The organism is Nonomuraea sp. NPDC059194, from assembly GCF_042754765.1.
GTDB lineage: Bacteria > Actinomycetota > Actinomycetes > Streptosporangiales > Streptosporangiaceae > Nonomuraea.
The window spans coordinates 14,585-27,962 of record NZ_JBHZBH010000066.1 but is presented as its reverse complement, the minus strand read 5'-3'; the positions used below and the strand labels follow the sequence as shown (position 1 = coordinate 27,962).

The following is a 13,378-nucleotide window of genomic DNA, read 5'->3' as shown; positions in this document are numbered from 1 at the left end:
CTTTGCCTACGCGTCGTTCCAGCGATGTGACAGGGAACGCAGGAGGCTAAGGCCCAGGCCGGGGTGGCCAGCCCGTCTACTGAGCCGGCTCGGCCGACCCGCCGCAGAACACCTGCTTGACGAGCCTGTCCAACGGCTTCGGGAACTTCTGTGCCAGGGACCTTGCCGCGTCGTCCACATAGTTCACCGAGGCGGTCAGGGTCGTCTTGCCGTCGGGCGAGCTGTACATCAGCGCTCCGTAGCCGTGCGGGGGAGCGCCGTTGTGCTGGTAGACCGTGCCGCAGTTCGGGCCCAGGTCCTGCGCGAACAGCCCGAGGCCGTAGCCGAGCTTGCCGTACGGCTTGCGCATCTCGGCCAGCAGCTCGGCCGGCAGGAGCTTGCCGCCGTTCAGCGCCGAGATGAACGTGTGCAGGTCCTGGGTGGTCGAGATCAGGTCACCGGCGCCGGCCAGCAGGGAGAGGTTCTGGCGGGAGACGTCGACCACCTTCCACTGGCCGGCGTCCTGGTAGCGGTAGTAGCCGTGGGCGTGCGGCCCGGGCAGCTGCGTCCGGCTGCCCGCCACCACGGTGTCCCGCATCCCGAGGGGGCGCAGGATCCGCCGCTGCAGTTCCTCGGCGTAGGAGCGGCCGGTGACCTTCTCGATCAGCAGCAGGGCCAGCGTGTAGTTGGTGTTGGCGTAGTTCTGGTCCGTGCCCGGCTCGAACCGCGCCGGCTTGGACAGCGCCAGCCGTACCAGCTCCTGCGGCCGGTAGGGCTTGAACCGGTTGTCCAGCCACGCGTCACCGGTGGCGGGGATGCCCGGCACGACCGTCCCGTCCTCGTAGTATTCGCCGGTGTAGTTGAACACCCCGCTGGTGTGCTGCAGCAGCATCCGCACGGTGATCCGCTCGTCCAGGCCGAGCCGGGGCAGGTAGCCGGCCACCGGGGCGTCCAGCCCGATCTTGCCCTCGGCCACCAGCTGCAACACCAGGGTCGCGGTGAAGGGCTTGATGACGCTGCCCGTCCAGAACCGCCCGTTCGTCGGCGGCTTCGCGCTCTGGCCGAGCTTGCGCACCCCGGCGCTGCCGACCCACTCGCCCCGCTGATCGTGCACGCGCACCTGCACCCCGGCGAAACCGGCATCGACGAACGCCTGGATGGCCTTCTGCAGCTCCGGGCGGTCCTTCTCGGCAGCGGCCGTCGGCACGGGCCTGCCGTCCGCGGTGGCCGCCGCGGGTGTGGCCGCCCCGGCCAGCAGCGCTGCCGCCAGCGCCGTGACCGTCACTCGCCGGAAGACCTTGGTCGCCGTGAACGCCAGTGGGGGTTGGGTTTTCATTGTTCCTCGTCTCTGGTGCCGCGCTCAGGCGAAAAGCTCGCCGAGCAACTCGGGATCCATGGGGATGGGGGGGCGGCTGCCGCCCGAGATGTCATGCCTACGGTCGCGACCACGTCGGCCGTGACCGTAAGCGACGATCGATCGAGCTATCTGCCGCTGTGCGTACCGGTGACCAGCGGCAGCGAGACCGAAGTGCCGGCCAGGTCGACGGTGACCTTGGTCTCGGTGCCGGTTTCGGCGTCGGTGAGGTCGTCGTTGGTTCCGGTCAGTACCAGGCCCAGCCGGTGCCCGGCCTTGAACTCGTAGTCCTGCGGCAGCATCGACCAGGTGATCTGGTACGGCTTGCCCGGCGTCAGCGGAGTCGGATTGGTCAGCGACTTGTGGTTCTGCGCGTCCATGATTCCTCGGGTGACCACCTGGAAGCCGGAGGTCACCGAGTTGTCGGCGGCCCTGCGGTAGCAGCCGTCGTCGTCGGCCGTGCTCTGGCCGACGCAGTCCTTGCCGTCGATGAGCTTGAGACCTTGCCCCAGATCGGGGTCGACGCCGTGGATACGGGTGTCCTGGCCGTAGTCGACGACGCCCAGATTGGCGGTCGGCTTGTCCAGCGTGAGGCGCAGGCTCACCGACGGCGTTGCCCCCCTTCTGGGCTCTTCGTACCAAGACGTCGCATCAAGCGGCGTCGAGGGCTGCGGTGATCTTGCGGGCCATCTCGGCCATGGTGGGGCTGGGCTCGCCCTGGTGGGTGCGGGCGGCTGCTTCGATGGCGACGATGACGGTGCTGCGGAAGTTGTCGGCCTCTGCCGGATCCTGCTGCTTGAGCAGGCTCATGGCTGCCGTCAGGGCCGGCAGCACCTGGTCGGCCAGTTCGGCCACCGACTTGCCGTACAGGTTGATGTCCTTGCTCTTTGCGGCGAGCACGTGCCCGACCAGGCCGGTCGCGGAGGCCAGGGCGATGGAGCCGTGGGTGGCGACCTTGTGGGCCGAGCCGGCGGCACCGGCGGCGGACATCAGCGAGACGGCGCCGTACGCGGCGGTGCGCAGGGTGGACTTGTCCTGGTCGGTGAGGGTGATGGACATGGTGGTGTGCTCCTTCAAGGCTGTGACGACATTCGGTTGAACGGGCGGATCGTGGTCGCGATCGCTGAACCGTTCATGGGTCCACCATCGCCAACCGCTCTGATATCGGGTCGTTGCGGACCTGACACGGCTGCTGACACGAGACCGCATGGTCGACGGCGAGCGCGATGGCTGGTCAGCTGGGTCGAGGGCTCCGGTGATCTCGCGGGCCGTCTCAGAGGGCGGGGTGCCACCGTCAGCACCCCACTGTCGATCACAAGGCCCAGGCGTTGACGAGGGTCTGGGGCTCGCCGGCAGCATGCGAGCCTGCCCTGCGGCGGCGCAGCAGGAGCAGAGCCAGTACGGCGGCGCCGAGGAAGGCCGAGGACATGGCCGCGTCGTAGGCCTGGCGTGCGGCTTCGGCCAGGGAGGGGTCGGTCACGGCGGCGCCGACCGACCGGTGGGCCTCCTCCGCGGCGATCGCCGAGGGCCCGCCAGGCCGCTACCGGTGCCCAGCACGACCTGCGCGATCGCCAGCACGACGAAGCTGTCGGAGGAGGTGAAGGTAAGCAGGGCGAACCCGGCGGCCATCACGATCATGCCGAGGACCGGTTGCCGAGCTTGGTGCCCAGACCCGCGCCGCAGCTACGAAGCGGTCCTTCTGACAACATCAACTACGCTTGCAGCAGCCGTCTCAGGGGAAGCCCGACTCGCATCGCTGATGTTCAAGGCCGGGATTTCTGGTCACTCCGGGATGAGGCCGGCTTTGGTGAATCGCTTGATCAGGCTGGGCTTGCTCTGGTGCCGTTCCCGAAGGCGGGTGAAGCGTTGGGTGAAGGTGCCGGCGTGGTCGTCGCGGATGGCCAAGGCCTGCAGGTCGCGGAGGAGATCGACGGCCTGGTCGTACTCGCGTGGCTTCTTGGTGTCGATGAATGCCTCCACCCGTGCCCACGCCGCTTCGAGATCCTGGGCGAGCAGGTTCAGATGGAGCTCCCGGGTCCGCCTTCGCTCCTCTTCCCGGCGTGCCAGCTCTTCGGCGCGCCGAGCTGCCTCCTGCTGCTCACGGGCGTGGCGGCGAGCGGCGGCGGCATCCAGCAGCTCGGCGACCGTCCGCCCCGTCTCCACCTGAGAGGCGGTGTTGCCGCCGAACTCGCGCAGCAGTTCCCAGCGGACCCGCGCGGAGTTGTCCTCGACCACCCGCAGCAGCAGCGCGTCCTTACGCTCGGCGGGTAGGCCGCTGATCCAGGCGGCCAGAGCAGCCCGATCATGTTGTACGGCTTGCGCCGGCGGGCTGGCCTCGGCGGCGGCCGCGAGCAGGTCGTCGTCCAGGCGCAGGAAGTCGGCCAGGGCACGCTGGGAGGCACTGAGCGAGCCCAGTCCCGGCGGGATAGGTGGTTCCGGCTCGTCCTCTTCGGCGTAGTCGAAGGCGTCCTCGTCACGCTCCCACGTTCCGTAGGCCGACAGCCAGGCCAGATAGAGGGGCCGCAGGTCGCCGGCGGCCAGTTCGGCGCGGATGCCGACGATCGCCGACAGGGAGCGTTCGACGTCGTCTTCCCAGGACTCCTCTTCCGCCTCGCTGGTGAAGGTGAGGATGATGTGTTCGCCGCTGGGCCGGGCGATGACCTGGTCGCCTGCGCAGTAGCGCTCGGCCAGTGCGTGATCCAGCACGGCCTGGGGAAGCCTGAGCATGACCTGGTGAGTTCCCCAGTTGGCCAGGTACAGGTGGGCGTCGTAGTAGTGCTCCATCATGTGGTGCGGGTCGCCGCGGAAGTCGCCCCAGTGGTACTCGTTGGCGAAGCTGGTGGCGGTGATCGTGGCCCGGGTGGACAGGGCGCGGACCTCGGCCTGCTGCCGGTCGGTGAGCGGCCGGTCGATGGCCAGGAACTCGTAGTACTGGTACTCGCTCACGATCTCACCCGGCCCAGCGGCGGTACGCGTCGATCCACTCGGCGCCGGCCGGGCGTGGGTCGGGCAGCGGCAGATCCAGGATGCCGATCGCCTGCCGGTGCCGGTCGTGGCGGCAGATCGCCACAATGCCGCTTTCTGCATGGAAGTCGATGGCAGTGACGGTGACCCGAAGTCCGAGCACGGTCGTCTCGAACGGCACCCCGAGGTTTTCGTCGATCATCACATGGAAGCCGGAAAGCTGCTCATCGTCGGTGTAGGCGTCCACGATCGCCTGCTCGATCAGCTCGTCCAGGTGATCGTCAGGGGGGCGGCGAGTCACAACAGCACACGATACTCCTGCCGAGGACCCCTGTGATCATCTTCGGACAAGGGGGATTCGTTGACCGTCAGGGCTGTGCAGGGGTGATGTCGACGGTCGCGGTGGCCAGCGTCTTGGGCTTGATCTCGTCGAAGCCGGAGGGGTGCAGGTTGGAGCCAACCGTCATCGCTCGGCGCTCGTAAGCAGCATCGACCAGGCGGACGAAGCCCTCAGCGGCGTCCTGGGAGACCGTCAGCAGCCCGATGTCGTCGACCATGATGAGGTCGCTGCGGATGAGCCCGGTCATCGCGCGGGCCAGGGAGCCGTCGACGCGATGCCGACGAACCAGGGCGCCCAGGTCCTCGATGGCGAACAGGCGACGGTCAGCCCAGTCTCGACGGCGGCTTGGCCGAGGGCCTCGGTGAAGTGGCTCTTGCCAGTGCCTGATGGGCCGCAGACACAGAGGCTTTCGCCACGCCGTACCCGGCGACCGAGCGCTCCCGGCGCGTCAGGGGTGCTCTGCGCAGAAGCACCCAACACCCTTTTCGATCCACTCCTGGCCGGCCCATTCCGGATGCCGCTCGATCATCAGCGCCTTGACCTCCGCGACGATCGTCTCCTCAGACATGGCCGAGTCGCGCCGTACCCAGGTCTCATCGCGCAGCAGCTCGAGATAGTCACGGACATCGATCAGCAACTGCGGGCCGGAGACGTCGCCGTGGCCGGGCACCACCACGTTCGGGTCGCCCGCGACCAGACTGCGCATCACCTCGATCCAGCGCAACCCCGAGACGTCGGTGTCGTACGGCGGGAACCACGGGAAGATCGAGAATTGCCCAGCGTCAACCAGGTCACCGGTGAACAGCACGCCCGCGTCGGGTACGGTCACCACCTGGTCGCCCTTGCTATGGGCGCGTCCCGTGGCACGCAGCTGCACGACCCGGCCGCCCAGGTCGAGCTCGTACGCGCCGTCGTAGACCACGTCCGGCGCGACCAGCTCGACGTCTTCCAACTGCCGCGCGATCGGCGCGCCGAGACCGCGGAACATCTCGAGATAGCCCGGCCCCTTGCCGGCCAGGTCCGCTGCCTGCGCGCCGTTGACGAGGTAGGTCGCCTCGCCCGCGAAGGCCTGCGCGCCGAACGCGTGCTCGGGGTGGAAGTGCGTCGTGGTCAGGTAGAGCTTGCGGCCCTTGGCGTACTCGGTTGCGAAGGCGAGCACCGTCTCGCCGTTGCGCGGGCCCATGCCTGTCTCGACGACCAGCACGGAGTGGTCGCCACCGATGACGCCGACGTTGGGCACGAGCCCTACCCCGCGGTTCGGGATCACCACCAGGTCGCGGGCAAGTTCGCGAACCTGGGTGATCTCGACGATCGGCTCGTGGATGAGGGGTTCGAAAGACATGCTCCGACCCTGCCGCTGCCGCTGTCCCGACGTCCAACACCGATCTCGCAATCCCGATACCGTATGGGTATCTTTGCTGATGATGGAGCTTCGCCTGCTGCGCTACTTCGTGGCCATTGCCGAGGAACGGCACTTCGGGCGGGCCGCCGCCCGGCTGCACATGACGCAGCCACCGCTGAGCCGGGCCATCAAGCAGTTGGAGACCGACCTGGGCCTCGTGCTGCTGCATCGTTCGGCCACCGGCGTCGAGCTCACCCCCGCAGGGAACGCGCTGTACATGGAGGCGCGGACGTTGCTGGAACAGGCCGAGCAGGCGCGCGGGCGGGTGACGGCAGCCATCGGCGCCGTGACGCTCACCATCGGCACGCTCGCCGACAGCGCCGAAGAGTTCGGCACCCGCCTGGCCGCGGCCTTCCGCCGCCGCCATCCCAAGGTCTCGATCCGGATCCGTGAGGCAGACTTCACCGACCCCACCACGGGACTGCGTAACGGCCTGGTCGACGTGGCGCTCACCCGACTGCCCTTTGCCGACAGCGGCATCAGCACGCGCGTGCTGCGTTCCGACCCCATCGGGGTCGTCCTGCGGGCGGACGACCCGCTGGCCGGCCGCGACACCCTGTGCCTGGCCGACCTCGTCGACCGTCCCTGGTTCCAGCTGCCAGAAGGCACCGACCCGGTCTGGCGCGCCTACTGGAACGGGGCGACGCCGGTCGGCGAGCGGCCTGCCGGCCCGGTGGTGCGCACCGTTAACGAATGCATGCAGGCCGTCCTCTGGAACGGTACGGTCGGCATCGCGCCGCTCACCCACGCCCTGCCAGATGGGCTGACCTGGGCGCCCCTGACCGACATGCCCCCGAGCTCCCTCGTTGTCGCCTGGGCGACCGAGCATGAGAGCCCTCTGATCCGTTCATTCGCCCACATCGCCGTTACTACTGGTCGGCGCACACATAGTCGGACTGTGCGACCGACGCCGCTGCAAGCCACTGCCGACCCGGCGGAGTACGTGCCCACGTGAACGGCTTCGCCCGACCTCTGGCACATCCGGCCGTCATCGCGAGCCTGGTACTCCACCAGCACCACACACCGCTGGGGCCAACGGCGGCCGTGAGGGAACATCGGGCTTGTGCGTGATGCGATCCATCACTCGCAGCCCGGTGACGGCAGGTCCGGATGGTGACGCAGTGCCTCCAGCACGGCGCGCACTGCCGCGCGAGGTGGTGAGCCGCGGCGGATCGCCGCCGTGATCGTGCGCGTCACAGGGGCCGCGAGCTCGCTGGTGACGACGCGATAGCGGCTGTGGTCTACTGCCAGGCCGGGCAGTAGCGCGATCGACAGCCCGGCCTCGACGTGCTGCAGGGTCATCATGTAGTTGCTGAACCGGCACACCACCCGCGGCTCGAACCTTGCTTGTCGACACAGTCGTAGAGCGAGATTCGCCATGTACGACTGCGGCATGTCGAACGCCCATGACTCGTCCGCCAAGGCCGCGAAGTCAACGGCGCCGCGCCCGGCCGCAGGATGCTCGGGCGGGACCACCAGCAAGATCGAGTCCCTGGCCAGCGGCACGAGGTCGAGGTCCGGCCCCAGCGGCAGCTCGTCGAAGTCGGTGGTCGTGATGATGATGTCCGCGTCGCCACCCCGCAGCGCGGGCATGCTCTCGTGCGGCTCCAGTTGCAGCACCTCGACGTCGAGGCCTGGATGCTCGCGCGCCAGGCGGGTCACCGCCGGCACGGCCATGGTGTGGATCGCGCTCTGGAACGCCCCCAACCGCACAAGGCCGGCCGGTTCTTCGCCGAACCCGCGCAGCTCCGCCTCGACGCTGTTCATGTGATCGAGGATCGCCCGCGCCCGCCGCGCGAGGATCAGCCCGGCCGGGGTCAGCCGCACCCGGCGTCCTGTCCGTTCAAGGAGCTGAGTGTGCGTCTCGGCCTCGAGTACGGCGAGCTGCTGCGACACGTTCGACGGGCTCAGGTTGGCGGATTGGGCGACCGCCCGGACGGTGCCCAGAGTGTCCAGCTGGCTCAGCAGCCGCAGCCTCCAGGGATTCATCACAACGGCATTATTGTGCGGTTTCACCGAACAGGAAAGTCGGAATTGTGAGATGGACGTGTCGCTGGGTTGCGTCTTAGCGTCGGGGCCATGGCCACGTCGACCACCGCCCTGCCGTCCACCGAAACCTTCTGGGCCGATGCCGAGAGGTACCTCGTCCGCTACGGTGGCGAGTTCACTCGCGAGATCATCGACCGCGCCGCCGGGAGTTTCGTGTACACCGCGGACGGCCGGAAGATCCTCGATTTCACCTCCGGACAGATGAGCTCGATCCTGGGCCACTCGCACCCGGAAATCGTCGCGACAGTCCAACGGGGGGTCGCGACCCTCGACCACCTCTTCAGCGGCATGCTCAGCCGCCCGGTGGTCGACCTCGCCCGCCGCCTTGCCGACACGTTGCCCGCGCCGCTGGAGAAGACGCTGCTGCTGACGACTGGCGCCGAGTCGAACGAAGCCGCGATCCGGATGGCCAAGCTCGTCACCGGCAGGCATGAGATCGTCTCGTTCGCGCGGTCCTGGCACGGCATGACGCAGGCCGCCGCGTCCGCCACCTACAGCACGGGGCGCAAGGGCTACGGCCCGTCCGCACCCGGCAACTTCGCCATCCCCGTGCCGAACGCGTACCGGCCCGACTTCACCACGGCCGACGGATCGCTGGACTGGCGCCGTCAGCTGGACTTCGCGTTCGAGTTGATCGACGCGCAGTCCACCGGCAGCCTGGCCGCGTGCCTCGTCGAACCGATTCTCAGCTCGGGCGGAATCATCGAGCCGCCGGTCGGCTATTTCACGGCCCTGCACGAGAAATGCCGGGAACGCGGCATGCTGTTGATCCTCGACGAGGCCCAGACCGGCCTGTGCCGAACCGGGACCTGGTACGCGTTCGAGCGCGACGGTGTCGTCCCCGACATCCTCACGCTGTCCAAGACGCTCGGGGCCGGGCTCCCTCTCGCGGCCGTGGTCACCAGCGCCGAGATCGAGCAGGAGGCGCACGAGCGCGGGTTCCTGTTCTTCACCACGCACGTCGCCGACCCCCTTGTGGCCGCGGTTGGCAACACCGTCCTCGACATCCTGATAGGCGACAAGCTCGACGAGCGCGCGCGGTCGCTCGGCGCGTTCCTCCGCCAAGGCCTGGTGGACATCGCCGAGCGTCACGCGGTCGTCGGCGACATCCGTGGCCGGGGCATGCTGGCCGGACTCGAACTCGTCGTCGACCGCGAGACCAAGCGGAGCTCGAACGAGCTGGGCCCCCGGGTCACCCGGCGCTGCCTCGAACTCGGCCTGCACACGAACATCGTCCAACTTCCCGGCATGGGCGGAGTCCTGCGGATGGCCCCGCCGCTGACCGCCACCGAGGACGAACTGTCGCTCGGCTTGACGATTTTGGACCAAGCGATCGGCGACGCCTGCGCCACACTCTGAGCACGTCATGCCCGACCGGGGGTTCCCCGACGATCCCGGCGTGCACGACGAACAGGCTGCCACTCGGAACACCATGTGTCCCGGATATCGAGTCGACGCTCAACCTCGGTATCCAGGCGGGAAATGGTTCCACTCGTCGGTCAGGTGAGGCGCCACTCCGGCGTGCGCGAAAGGCGATGTCGGTATCCAACGTTTGGCCTCCGCATGGTCCTTGATGAAGAACAGCACGCAGCCAGGGGCGTGGCAGGCGCGCAGGTTGGCCAGGTCGGGCCCGGTGAACAGGTGGTGGCAGCGGAGGTCCGCTCCTGGGCGAGCCGGTAGGCGGCGTGGCCGTCCGGTGCGGTCTCCCTGCGGTCGTAGCGCTATGTGACCGCATGCCCGAGAAGCTCTTGCACGTGCTCGACCGGGACGCCCGCACCCAGCAGCAGGGTGGCGGCGGTGGCGGAACATTGCGGTGTCAGCCGCGCGAGGTCCAGGTCGGCCCTGCTCAGTGCGCCAGCAGGTCGTCCAGTTCGGCTGTGAAGAGCAAGGCGGGGTCGAATCCCATTCCGGTGAAGTGGCCAGCGAGTTCCAGGGACAGGACACCGTGCAGCCGGGTCCAGAAGCTCAGAGCCTGGTGCAGAACCGCAGGCGGGGCGGGGTGGCTGCCCGCCCAATCCCGGTGGTGTTCCAGATGGGTGTCGAACGGCGTGGCGGGGAGTTCCTGGGCTGACGCCGAGCCGGCGTCGAGCAGGGTTGCCATGATCTCGGATGAGATGAGCGTGATGTCGTCGGGCGCGTGGTAGCCGGGGACGGGGGTGCCGTAGATGAGGAGGTATCGCTGGGGGTCCTCCAAGGCCCAGCCGCGTACGGCGTGTGCCAGCACGGCCAGGTCGGCGCCTGCGGCGGAGGCCGATCGGAGGGTGTCGGCGAGGCTTTGGTAGGCGTCCCTGATGAGGTCGGTGATCAGTTCGTCGCGGCTGGCGTAGTAGCGGTAGAGCGCGGGCCCGCTCATGCCCATCTGCTTGGCGATCGCGTTGAGGGAGAGCGCGGAGGCCCCTGTCGTGGTGATCTGCTCCCACGCGTGTTCCTTGATCTCCGCGCGTACCTGAGTGCGGTAGCGCTCGCGGGGGGTCTTCGTGTCCGTCTGCGCCATGATCTGCCAACTTCCGGTGAAGCTACATCTTGAAGATTCAGTTAGAAGGTATCACGAATCTTATTGACACTTCCTTCCTTGCTTCGTTATAACTTCTAACGTAAGCATGAGGATCTAGCAGATTGCGGGTGTGCGGCACGGGCTCGCCGCCGCGTACCTGGCAGACGAAGGGAAACGCCATGACGACCGCGTCCACCTCACTCGCCCGCACCAGCCGGCGCACTCCGCTGGCGGTGACTGTCTCCTCTTGGGCGGTCCCTGTCATGGTGCTCGGCCAGTTCGCCCTGCTGGCGATCGTCCCGGTCGCGGTCGCGCTGGTCGGCGCTCTCCACCATGCCCGCGACCGGACGGTTCGCTGGGCGGCCGCGCTTCTCGCCGTCACGTACGCGATCCCGCTCGTCGTGTGGCTGACGCGGCCCGACGGCGCACCGAGCCTGTCCAAAGACATTCACCCGGCGTTCGTCGGGTTGATCGTCGCCGCGTCCGCCGCACTCATCGTGGCCATCCTTCAGGCCCGCCGGCACTGAAGGAGCGTGCCGGCTGGCCGAATCCGGGCACCGTCGCCGGAAGGGTCGTGCTGACCTCGTACCGCACAGCCTCACCTGTCCCAGCACCCCCTCCCGGGCACCGAGCGTTCGCTCCCGGTTTCCCACAACGAAAGGAACACCATGTCCAGCAACGCCCCATCGGACACACGAACCGTCCACCCCAGGACCCGCCCGCGCATCGCCGCGCTCACGATCTCACTCGCCGTCGCCGGCGTCCTCGCAGGCAACATCCCGGCCGCCCAGGCCGCCACCGCACAACCCCGCCCCACCCACCATGCTGGTGGACTCCAGTGTCGCGGCAAAGGCGTCGACCCCACCGCGAAGATCCGGTACCGGACCGAGACCTTGATCAAGGCGCCGCTGAGCACCATCTGGAAACTGCAGACCGACGTGGAAGGCTGGCCCGCCTGGCAGAAGCCCGTGACCGGCATGAAGCGCCTGGACCGGGGTCCGCTCCGCAAGAACTCGCAGTTCCGGTGGACCACCCCGGTTCCCGCCACTCCCGTCAGCCCGCCCACCACGCTGGTCATCACCTCCACCGTTCGTCAACTTGAGCACCACAAGTGCGTCCGCTGGACCGGGCCGGCGATCGGCGAAGGACTGCGCATCGACCGGGGCGTCCACGTCTGGACCTTCACCCCTGTCAGGGGCGGCGTCCTTGTACGCACCGAGGAGACCCATGCCGGCGACCAGATCGAAACCAACGTGCCCCTCGCCACCGACTTCCTCGGAAAAGGTCTCGAGGCCTGGCTACACGACCTGAAGACCACCGCCGAAGCCCACACCGGCGACCACCGGCGCGACCACCGCTGACACAGGGACAACCCATCGCGTCGAACCCCGCTACGCACCGTCCCGGACCCGATCACGGATCCAGAGCGAATCGTCGCCTTGAACATACGCCGGAGAGACAGGCTCGGCGGAGTTCTCCACCACCCGCTACACCGCGGCCGTGGCCACCTACCTGCGCTCCGAAGTAGCCCCGCTGCCGGCCGCCGCATCCTTTACGACGACGAAGGCGGCGACCCCCAGGCCCGCACCGGCGAGGCCTGCAACCCGCCCGGCGACCCTGTCGGCCCTGCTGTCCGAAGCCAGCGAGCACGCCAGCCGCTACCACGCCGAGATGGGACACATCGGCGTGCACGCCAACCCCGACGCCCGCACCTGAGAGCACCCACAGAGATGACCAAGAAGACGACGGCGGCCGACGCCGAATGGGCCGACGTCACCACCGACGCCATCGCCCGCGCCCTGCAAGACAGCGCCCGGCCACCTGGCGCGCCGTCATGAACGAGCTGACCGACAAGGAGCGCCGCCAGGTCGACAGCGTCCGCGTGCGCGCAGCCGCCCGCCGCGACAAGCAACCCCCCCGCAATGCCGATCAAGCACACCATTGTTGAGCTCGGGGTAGATGTCAGTGGATGCGCGGACCCTCCAGGTCAGCGTGACCATGCCAGTGCCGCTGCCGTTGTCGGCGTGAGGCTGCCGAGGGTGGTCACCGCCTGTTCCTGTGATGGGCTGTTGATCTCGACGAGTACGCCGTGCCGAACGCCGAACAAGACGACACCGCCCAGCTCGTGCACGCGGATCCACTGTTCCGCGGTCAGCTGCCGGCAAGCGTAGGGCTGTTCGCCCGGGTACGGCTTTTCGCATGCCGCCTGCGGGCTGTCCAGCGAAACTGGGCGGAGGGTGACTGCACTGGAGTTGAAATCGAGAAAGACAAAGGTGTCATTGGGGTCGTGCTCGATCTCGACCCACACGGGTGCCTGACCCAGGAGGCCGAGCAGCGGGATGTCGACTGCTGCGAGAGCGCGCTCCTCATGCCAGTTGACGATCCACGTGCGGCTCTGCAGCACCATCGTGACGAACACGCCCACGCCGAGGGCTGCGCACAGCACGGGCCGCCACCACCTGACGCGAGTGACCACATAGCCGGCGATCGCATAGGCGACGACCCCTGCGACCAGGATCGGCAGACCGAAGAGCGCCCGCGGCAAGCTGGTGATCGAGGGGCCAGGGGCAAGGGCGATCATCGCGGGGGTGAGAGCAGCGAAGGCGCAGGTCCCCAGGAGAGCTGCCCAACTCGCCCGTGGAACCCGGAACAAACTGGTCAAGATGAGACCGAGTGGGAGCGGGAGGAGCAAGGCGGCGAAGACGTGGAAGACGGCGATGCCTTCGGCGGTGACATAGAGCACGCTTTCAACCGCCCCAACGATCGCCCCGGCCGCCCCAGCCCTTCCCAGATTCC

The 13,378-nt window shown here is 68.3% G+C and carries 17 protein-coding genes; 5 read left to right on the top strand and 12 right to left on the bottom strand.

The features are described 5' to 3' along the window. Positions 1 to 76 precede the first annotated feature (76 nt). From ACFXJ8_RS41815 to ACFXJ8_RS41775, 9 genes are all read right to left on the bottom strand, one after another. Complete coding sequence (locus tag ACFXJ8_RS41815; RefSeq protein ID WP_379650789.1) at positions 77 to 1,315, bottom strand: serine hydrolase domain-containing protein; 1,239 nt, start codon at positions 1,313 to 1,315, stop codon at positions 77 to 79. A gap of 146 nt (positions 1,316 to 1,461) precedes the next feature. Then, positions 1,462 to 1,938, bottom strand: a complete 477-nt coding sequence (locus ACFXJ8_RS41810; RefSeq protein ID WP_379650787.1) for a CocE/NonD family hydrolase C-terminal non-catalytic domain-containing protein — start codon at positions 1,936 to 1,938, stop codon at positions 1,462 to 1,464. A gap of 46 nt (positions 1,939 to 1,984) precedes the next feature. Then, complete coding sequence (locus ACFXJ8_RS41805) at positions 1,985 to 2,392, bottom strand: hypothetical protein (RefSeq protein WP_379650785.1); 408 nt, start codon at positions 2,390 to 2,392, stop codon at positions 1,985 to 1,987. Between the two features lie 253 nt (positions 2,393 to 2,645). Further along, positions 2,646 to 2,813: a hypothetical protein gene (locus ACFXJ8_RS41800; protein WP_379650783.1), complete on the bottom strand. Its 168-nt coding sequence runs from the start codon at positions 2,811 to 2,813 to the stop codon at positions 2,646 to 2,648. After that, a complete protein-coding gene (locus ACFXJ8_RS41795) occupies positions 2,810 to 2,971 on the bottom strand; it encodes a hypothetical protein (RefSeq protein WP_379650781.1) in 162 nt (53 codons plus the stop codon). Before ACFXJ8_RS41795 ends, ACFXJ8_RS41800 begins: the two co-directional genes overlap by 4 nt. 144 nt (positions 2,972 to 3,115) lie before the next feature. Next, positions 3,116 to 4,279, bottom strand: a complete 1,164-nt coding sequence (locus ACFXJ8_RS41790) for a hypothetical protein (RefSeq protein ID WP_379650779.1) — start codon at positions 4,277 to 4,279, stop codon at positions 3,116 to 3,118. Between the two features lie 4 nt (positions 4,280 to 4,283). Then, entirely contained in the window at positions 4,284 to 4,598 is a 315-nt protein-coding gene (locus ACFXJ8_RS41785; protein WP_379650777.1) for a calcium-binding protein, read from the bottom strand. Positions 4,599 to 4,665: 67 nt separating this feature from the next. Beyond that, positions 4,666 to 4,896 carry an ATP-binding protein gene (locus ACFXJ8_RS41780; protein ID WP_379650793.1) on the bottom strand — a complete coding sequence of 77 codons (231 nt, stop codon included), beginning with the start codon at positions 4,894 to 4,896 and terminating at the stop codon, positions 4,666 to 4,668. A gap of 189 nt (positions 4,897 to 5,085) precedes the next feature. Continuing rightward, entirely contained in the window at positions 5,086 to 5,979 is an 894-nt protein-coding gene (locus ACFXJ8_RS41775; RefSeq protein WP_379650775.1) for an MBL fold metallo-hydrolase, read from the bottom strand. Between the two features lie 79 nt (positions 5,980 to 6,058). On the opposite strand from ACFXJ8_RS41775, the gene ACFXJ8_RS41770 reads away from it, so the two are divergent. After that, positions 6,059 to 6,994, top strand: a complete 936-nt coding sequence (locus ACFXJ8_RS41770; protein WP_379650791.1) for a LysR substrate-binding domain-containing protein — start codon at positions 6,059 to 6,061, stop codon at positions 6,992 to 6,994. Between the two features lie 125 nt (positions 6,995 to 7,119). Here ACFXJ8_RS41770 and ACFXJ8_RS41765 read toward each other — a convergent pair whose 3' ends face one another. Continuing rightward, positions 7,120 to 8,028 (bottom strand): LysR family transcriptional regulator, encoded by a 909-nt coding sequence (locus ACFXJ8_RS41765; protein WP_379650773.1) that lies wholly within the window; start codon positions 8,026 to 8,028, stop codon positions 7,120 to 7,122. Between the two features lie 90 nt (positions 8,029 to 8,118). On the opposite strand from ACFXJ8_RS41765, the gene ACFXJ8_RS41760 reads away from it, so the two are divergent. Further along, positions 8,119 to 9,447: an aspartate aminotransferase family protein gene (locus tag ACFXJ8_RS41760; RefSeq protein WP_379650771.1), complete on the top strand. Its 1,329-nt coding sequence runs from the start codon at positions 8,119 to 8,121 to the stop codon at positions 9,445 to 9,447. Positions 9,448 to 9,934: 487 nt separating this feature from the next. Here the strand turns inward: ACFXJ8_RS41760 and ACFXJ8_RS41755 are convergent, their stop codons facing one another. Beyond that, on the bottom strand, positions 9,935 to 10,582 hold the full coding sequence (locus ACFXJ8_RS41755; protein ID WP_379650769.1) for a TetR/AcrR family transcriptional regulator: 648 nt from the start codon (positions 10,580 to 10,582) through the stop codon (positions 9,935 to 9,937). Positions 10,583 to 10,761: 179 nt separating this feature from the next. On the opposite strand from ACFXJ8_RS41755, the gene ACFXJ8_RS41750 reads away from it, so the two are divergent. The 3 genes from ACFXJ8_RS41750 (at position 10,762) to ACFXJ8_RS41740 (ending at position 12,298) form a co-directional block, all read left to right on the top strand. After that, entirely contained in the window at positions 10,762 to 11,109 is a 348-nt protein-coding gene (locus ACFXJ8_RS41750; protein WP_379650767.1) for a hypothetical protein, read from the top strand. Positions 11,110 to 11,250: 141 nt separating this feature from the next. Beyond that, entirely contained in the window at positions 11,251 to 11,943 is a 693-nt protein-coding gene (locus ACFXJ8_RS41745) for an SRPBCC family protein (protein ID WP_379650765.1), read from the top strand. Positions 11,944 to 12,082: 139 nt separating this feature from the next. Continuing rightward, positions 12,083 to 12,298, top strand: coding sequence for a hypothetical protein (locus tag ACFXJ8_RS41740; protein ID WP_379650763.1), 216 nt, complete (start codon positions 12,083 to 12,085; stop codon positions 12,296 to 12,298). Between the two features lie 271 nt (positions 12,299 to 12,569). Here ACFXJ8_RS41740 and ACFXJ8_RS41735 read toward each other — a convergent pair whose 3' ends face one another. After that, entirely contained in the window at positions 12,570 to 13,325 is a 756-nt protein-coding gene (locus ACFXJ8_RS41735; RefSeq protein WP_379650761.1) for a hypothetical protein, read from the bottom strand. Positions 13,326 to 13,378: the final 53 nt, after the last annotated feature.

Coding starts and splice junctions, on each gene's coding strand:
- ACFXJ8_RS41775 (WP_379650775.1), bottom strand. CDS start 5,979: ATGTCTTTCGAACCCCTCATCCACGAGCCGATCGTCGAGATCACCCAG.
- ACFXJ8_RS41745 (WP_379650765.1), top strand. CDS start 11,251: ATGTCCAGCAACGCCCCATCGGACACACGAACCGTCCACCCCAGGACC.
- ACFXJ8_RS41795 (WP_379650781.1), bottom strand. CDS start 2,971: ATGATCGTGATGGCCGCCGGGTTCGCCCTGCTTACCTTCACCTCCTCC.
- ACFXJ8_RS41805 (WP_379650785.1), bottom strand. CDS start 2,392: ATGTCCATCACCCTCACCGACCAGGACAAGTCCACCCTGCGCACCGCC.
- ACFXJ8_RS41815 (WP_379650789.1), bottom strand. CDS start 1,315: ATGAAAACCCAACCCCCACTGGCGTTCACGGCGACCAAGGTCTTCCGG.
- ACFXJ8_RS41750 (WP_379650767.1), top strand. CDS start 10,762: ATGACGACCGCGTCCACCTCACTCGCCCGCACCAGCCGGCGCACTCCG.
- ACFXJ8_RS41760 (WP_379650771.1), top strand. CDS start 8,119: ATGGCCACGTCGACCACCGCCCTGCCGTCCACCGAAACCTTCTGGGCC.
- ACFXJ8_RS41765 (WP_379650773.1), bottom strand. CDS start 8,028: ATGAATCCCTGGAGGCTGCGGCTGCTGAGCCAGCTGGACACTCTGGGC.
- ACFXJ8_RS41755 (WP_379650769.1), bottom strand. CDS start 10,582: ATGGCGCAGACGGACACGAAGACCCCCCGCGAGCGCTACCGCACTCAG.
- ACFXJ8_RS41770 (WP_379650791.1), top strand. CDS start 6,059: ATGATGGAGCTTCGCCTGCTGCGCTACTTCGTGGCCATTGCCGAGGAA.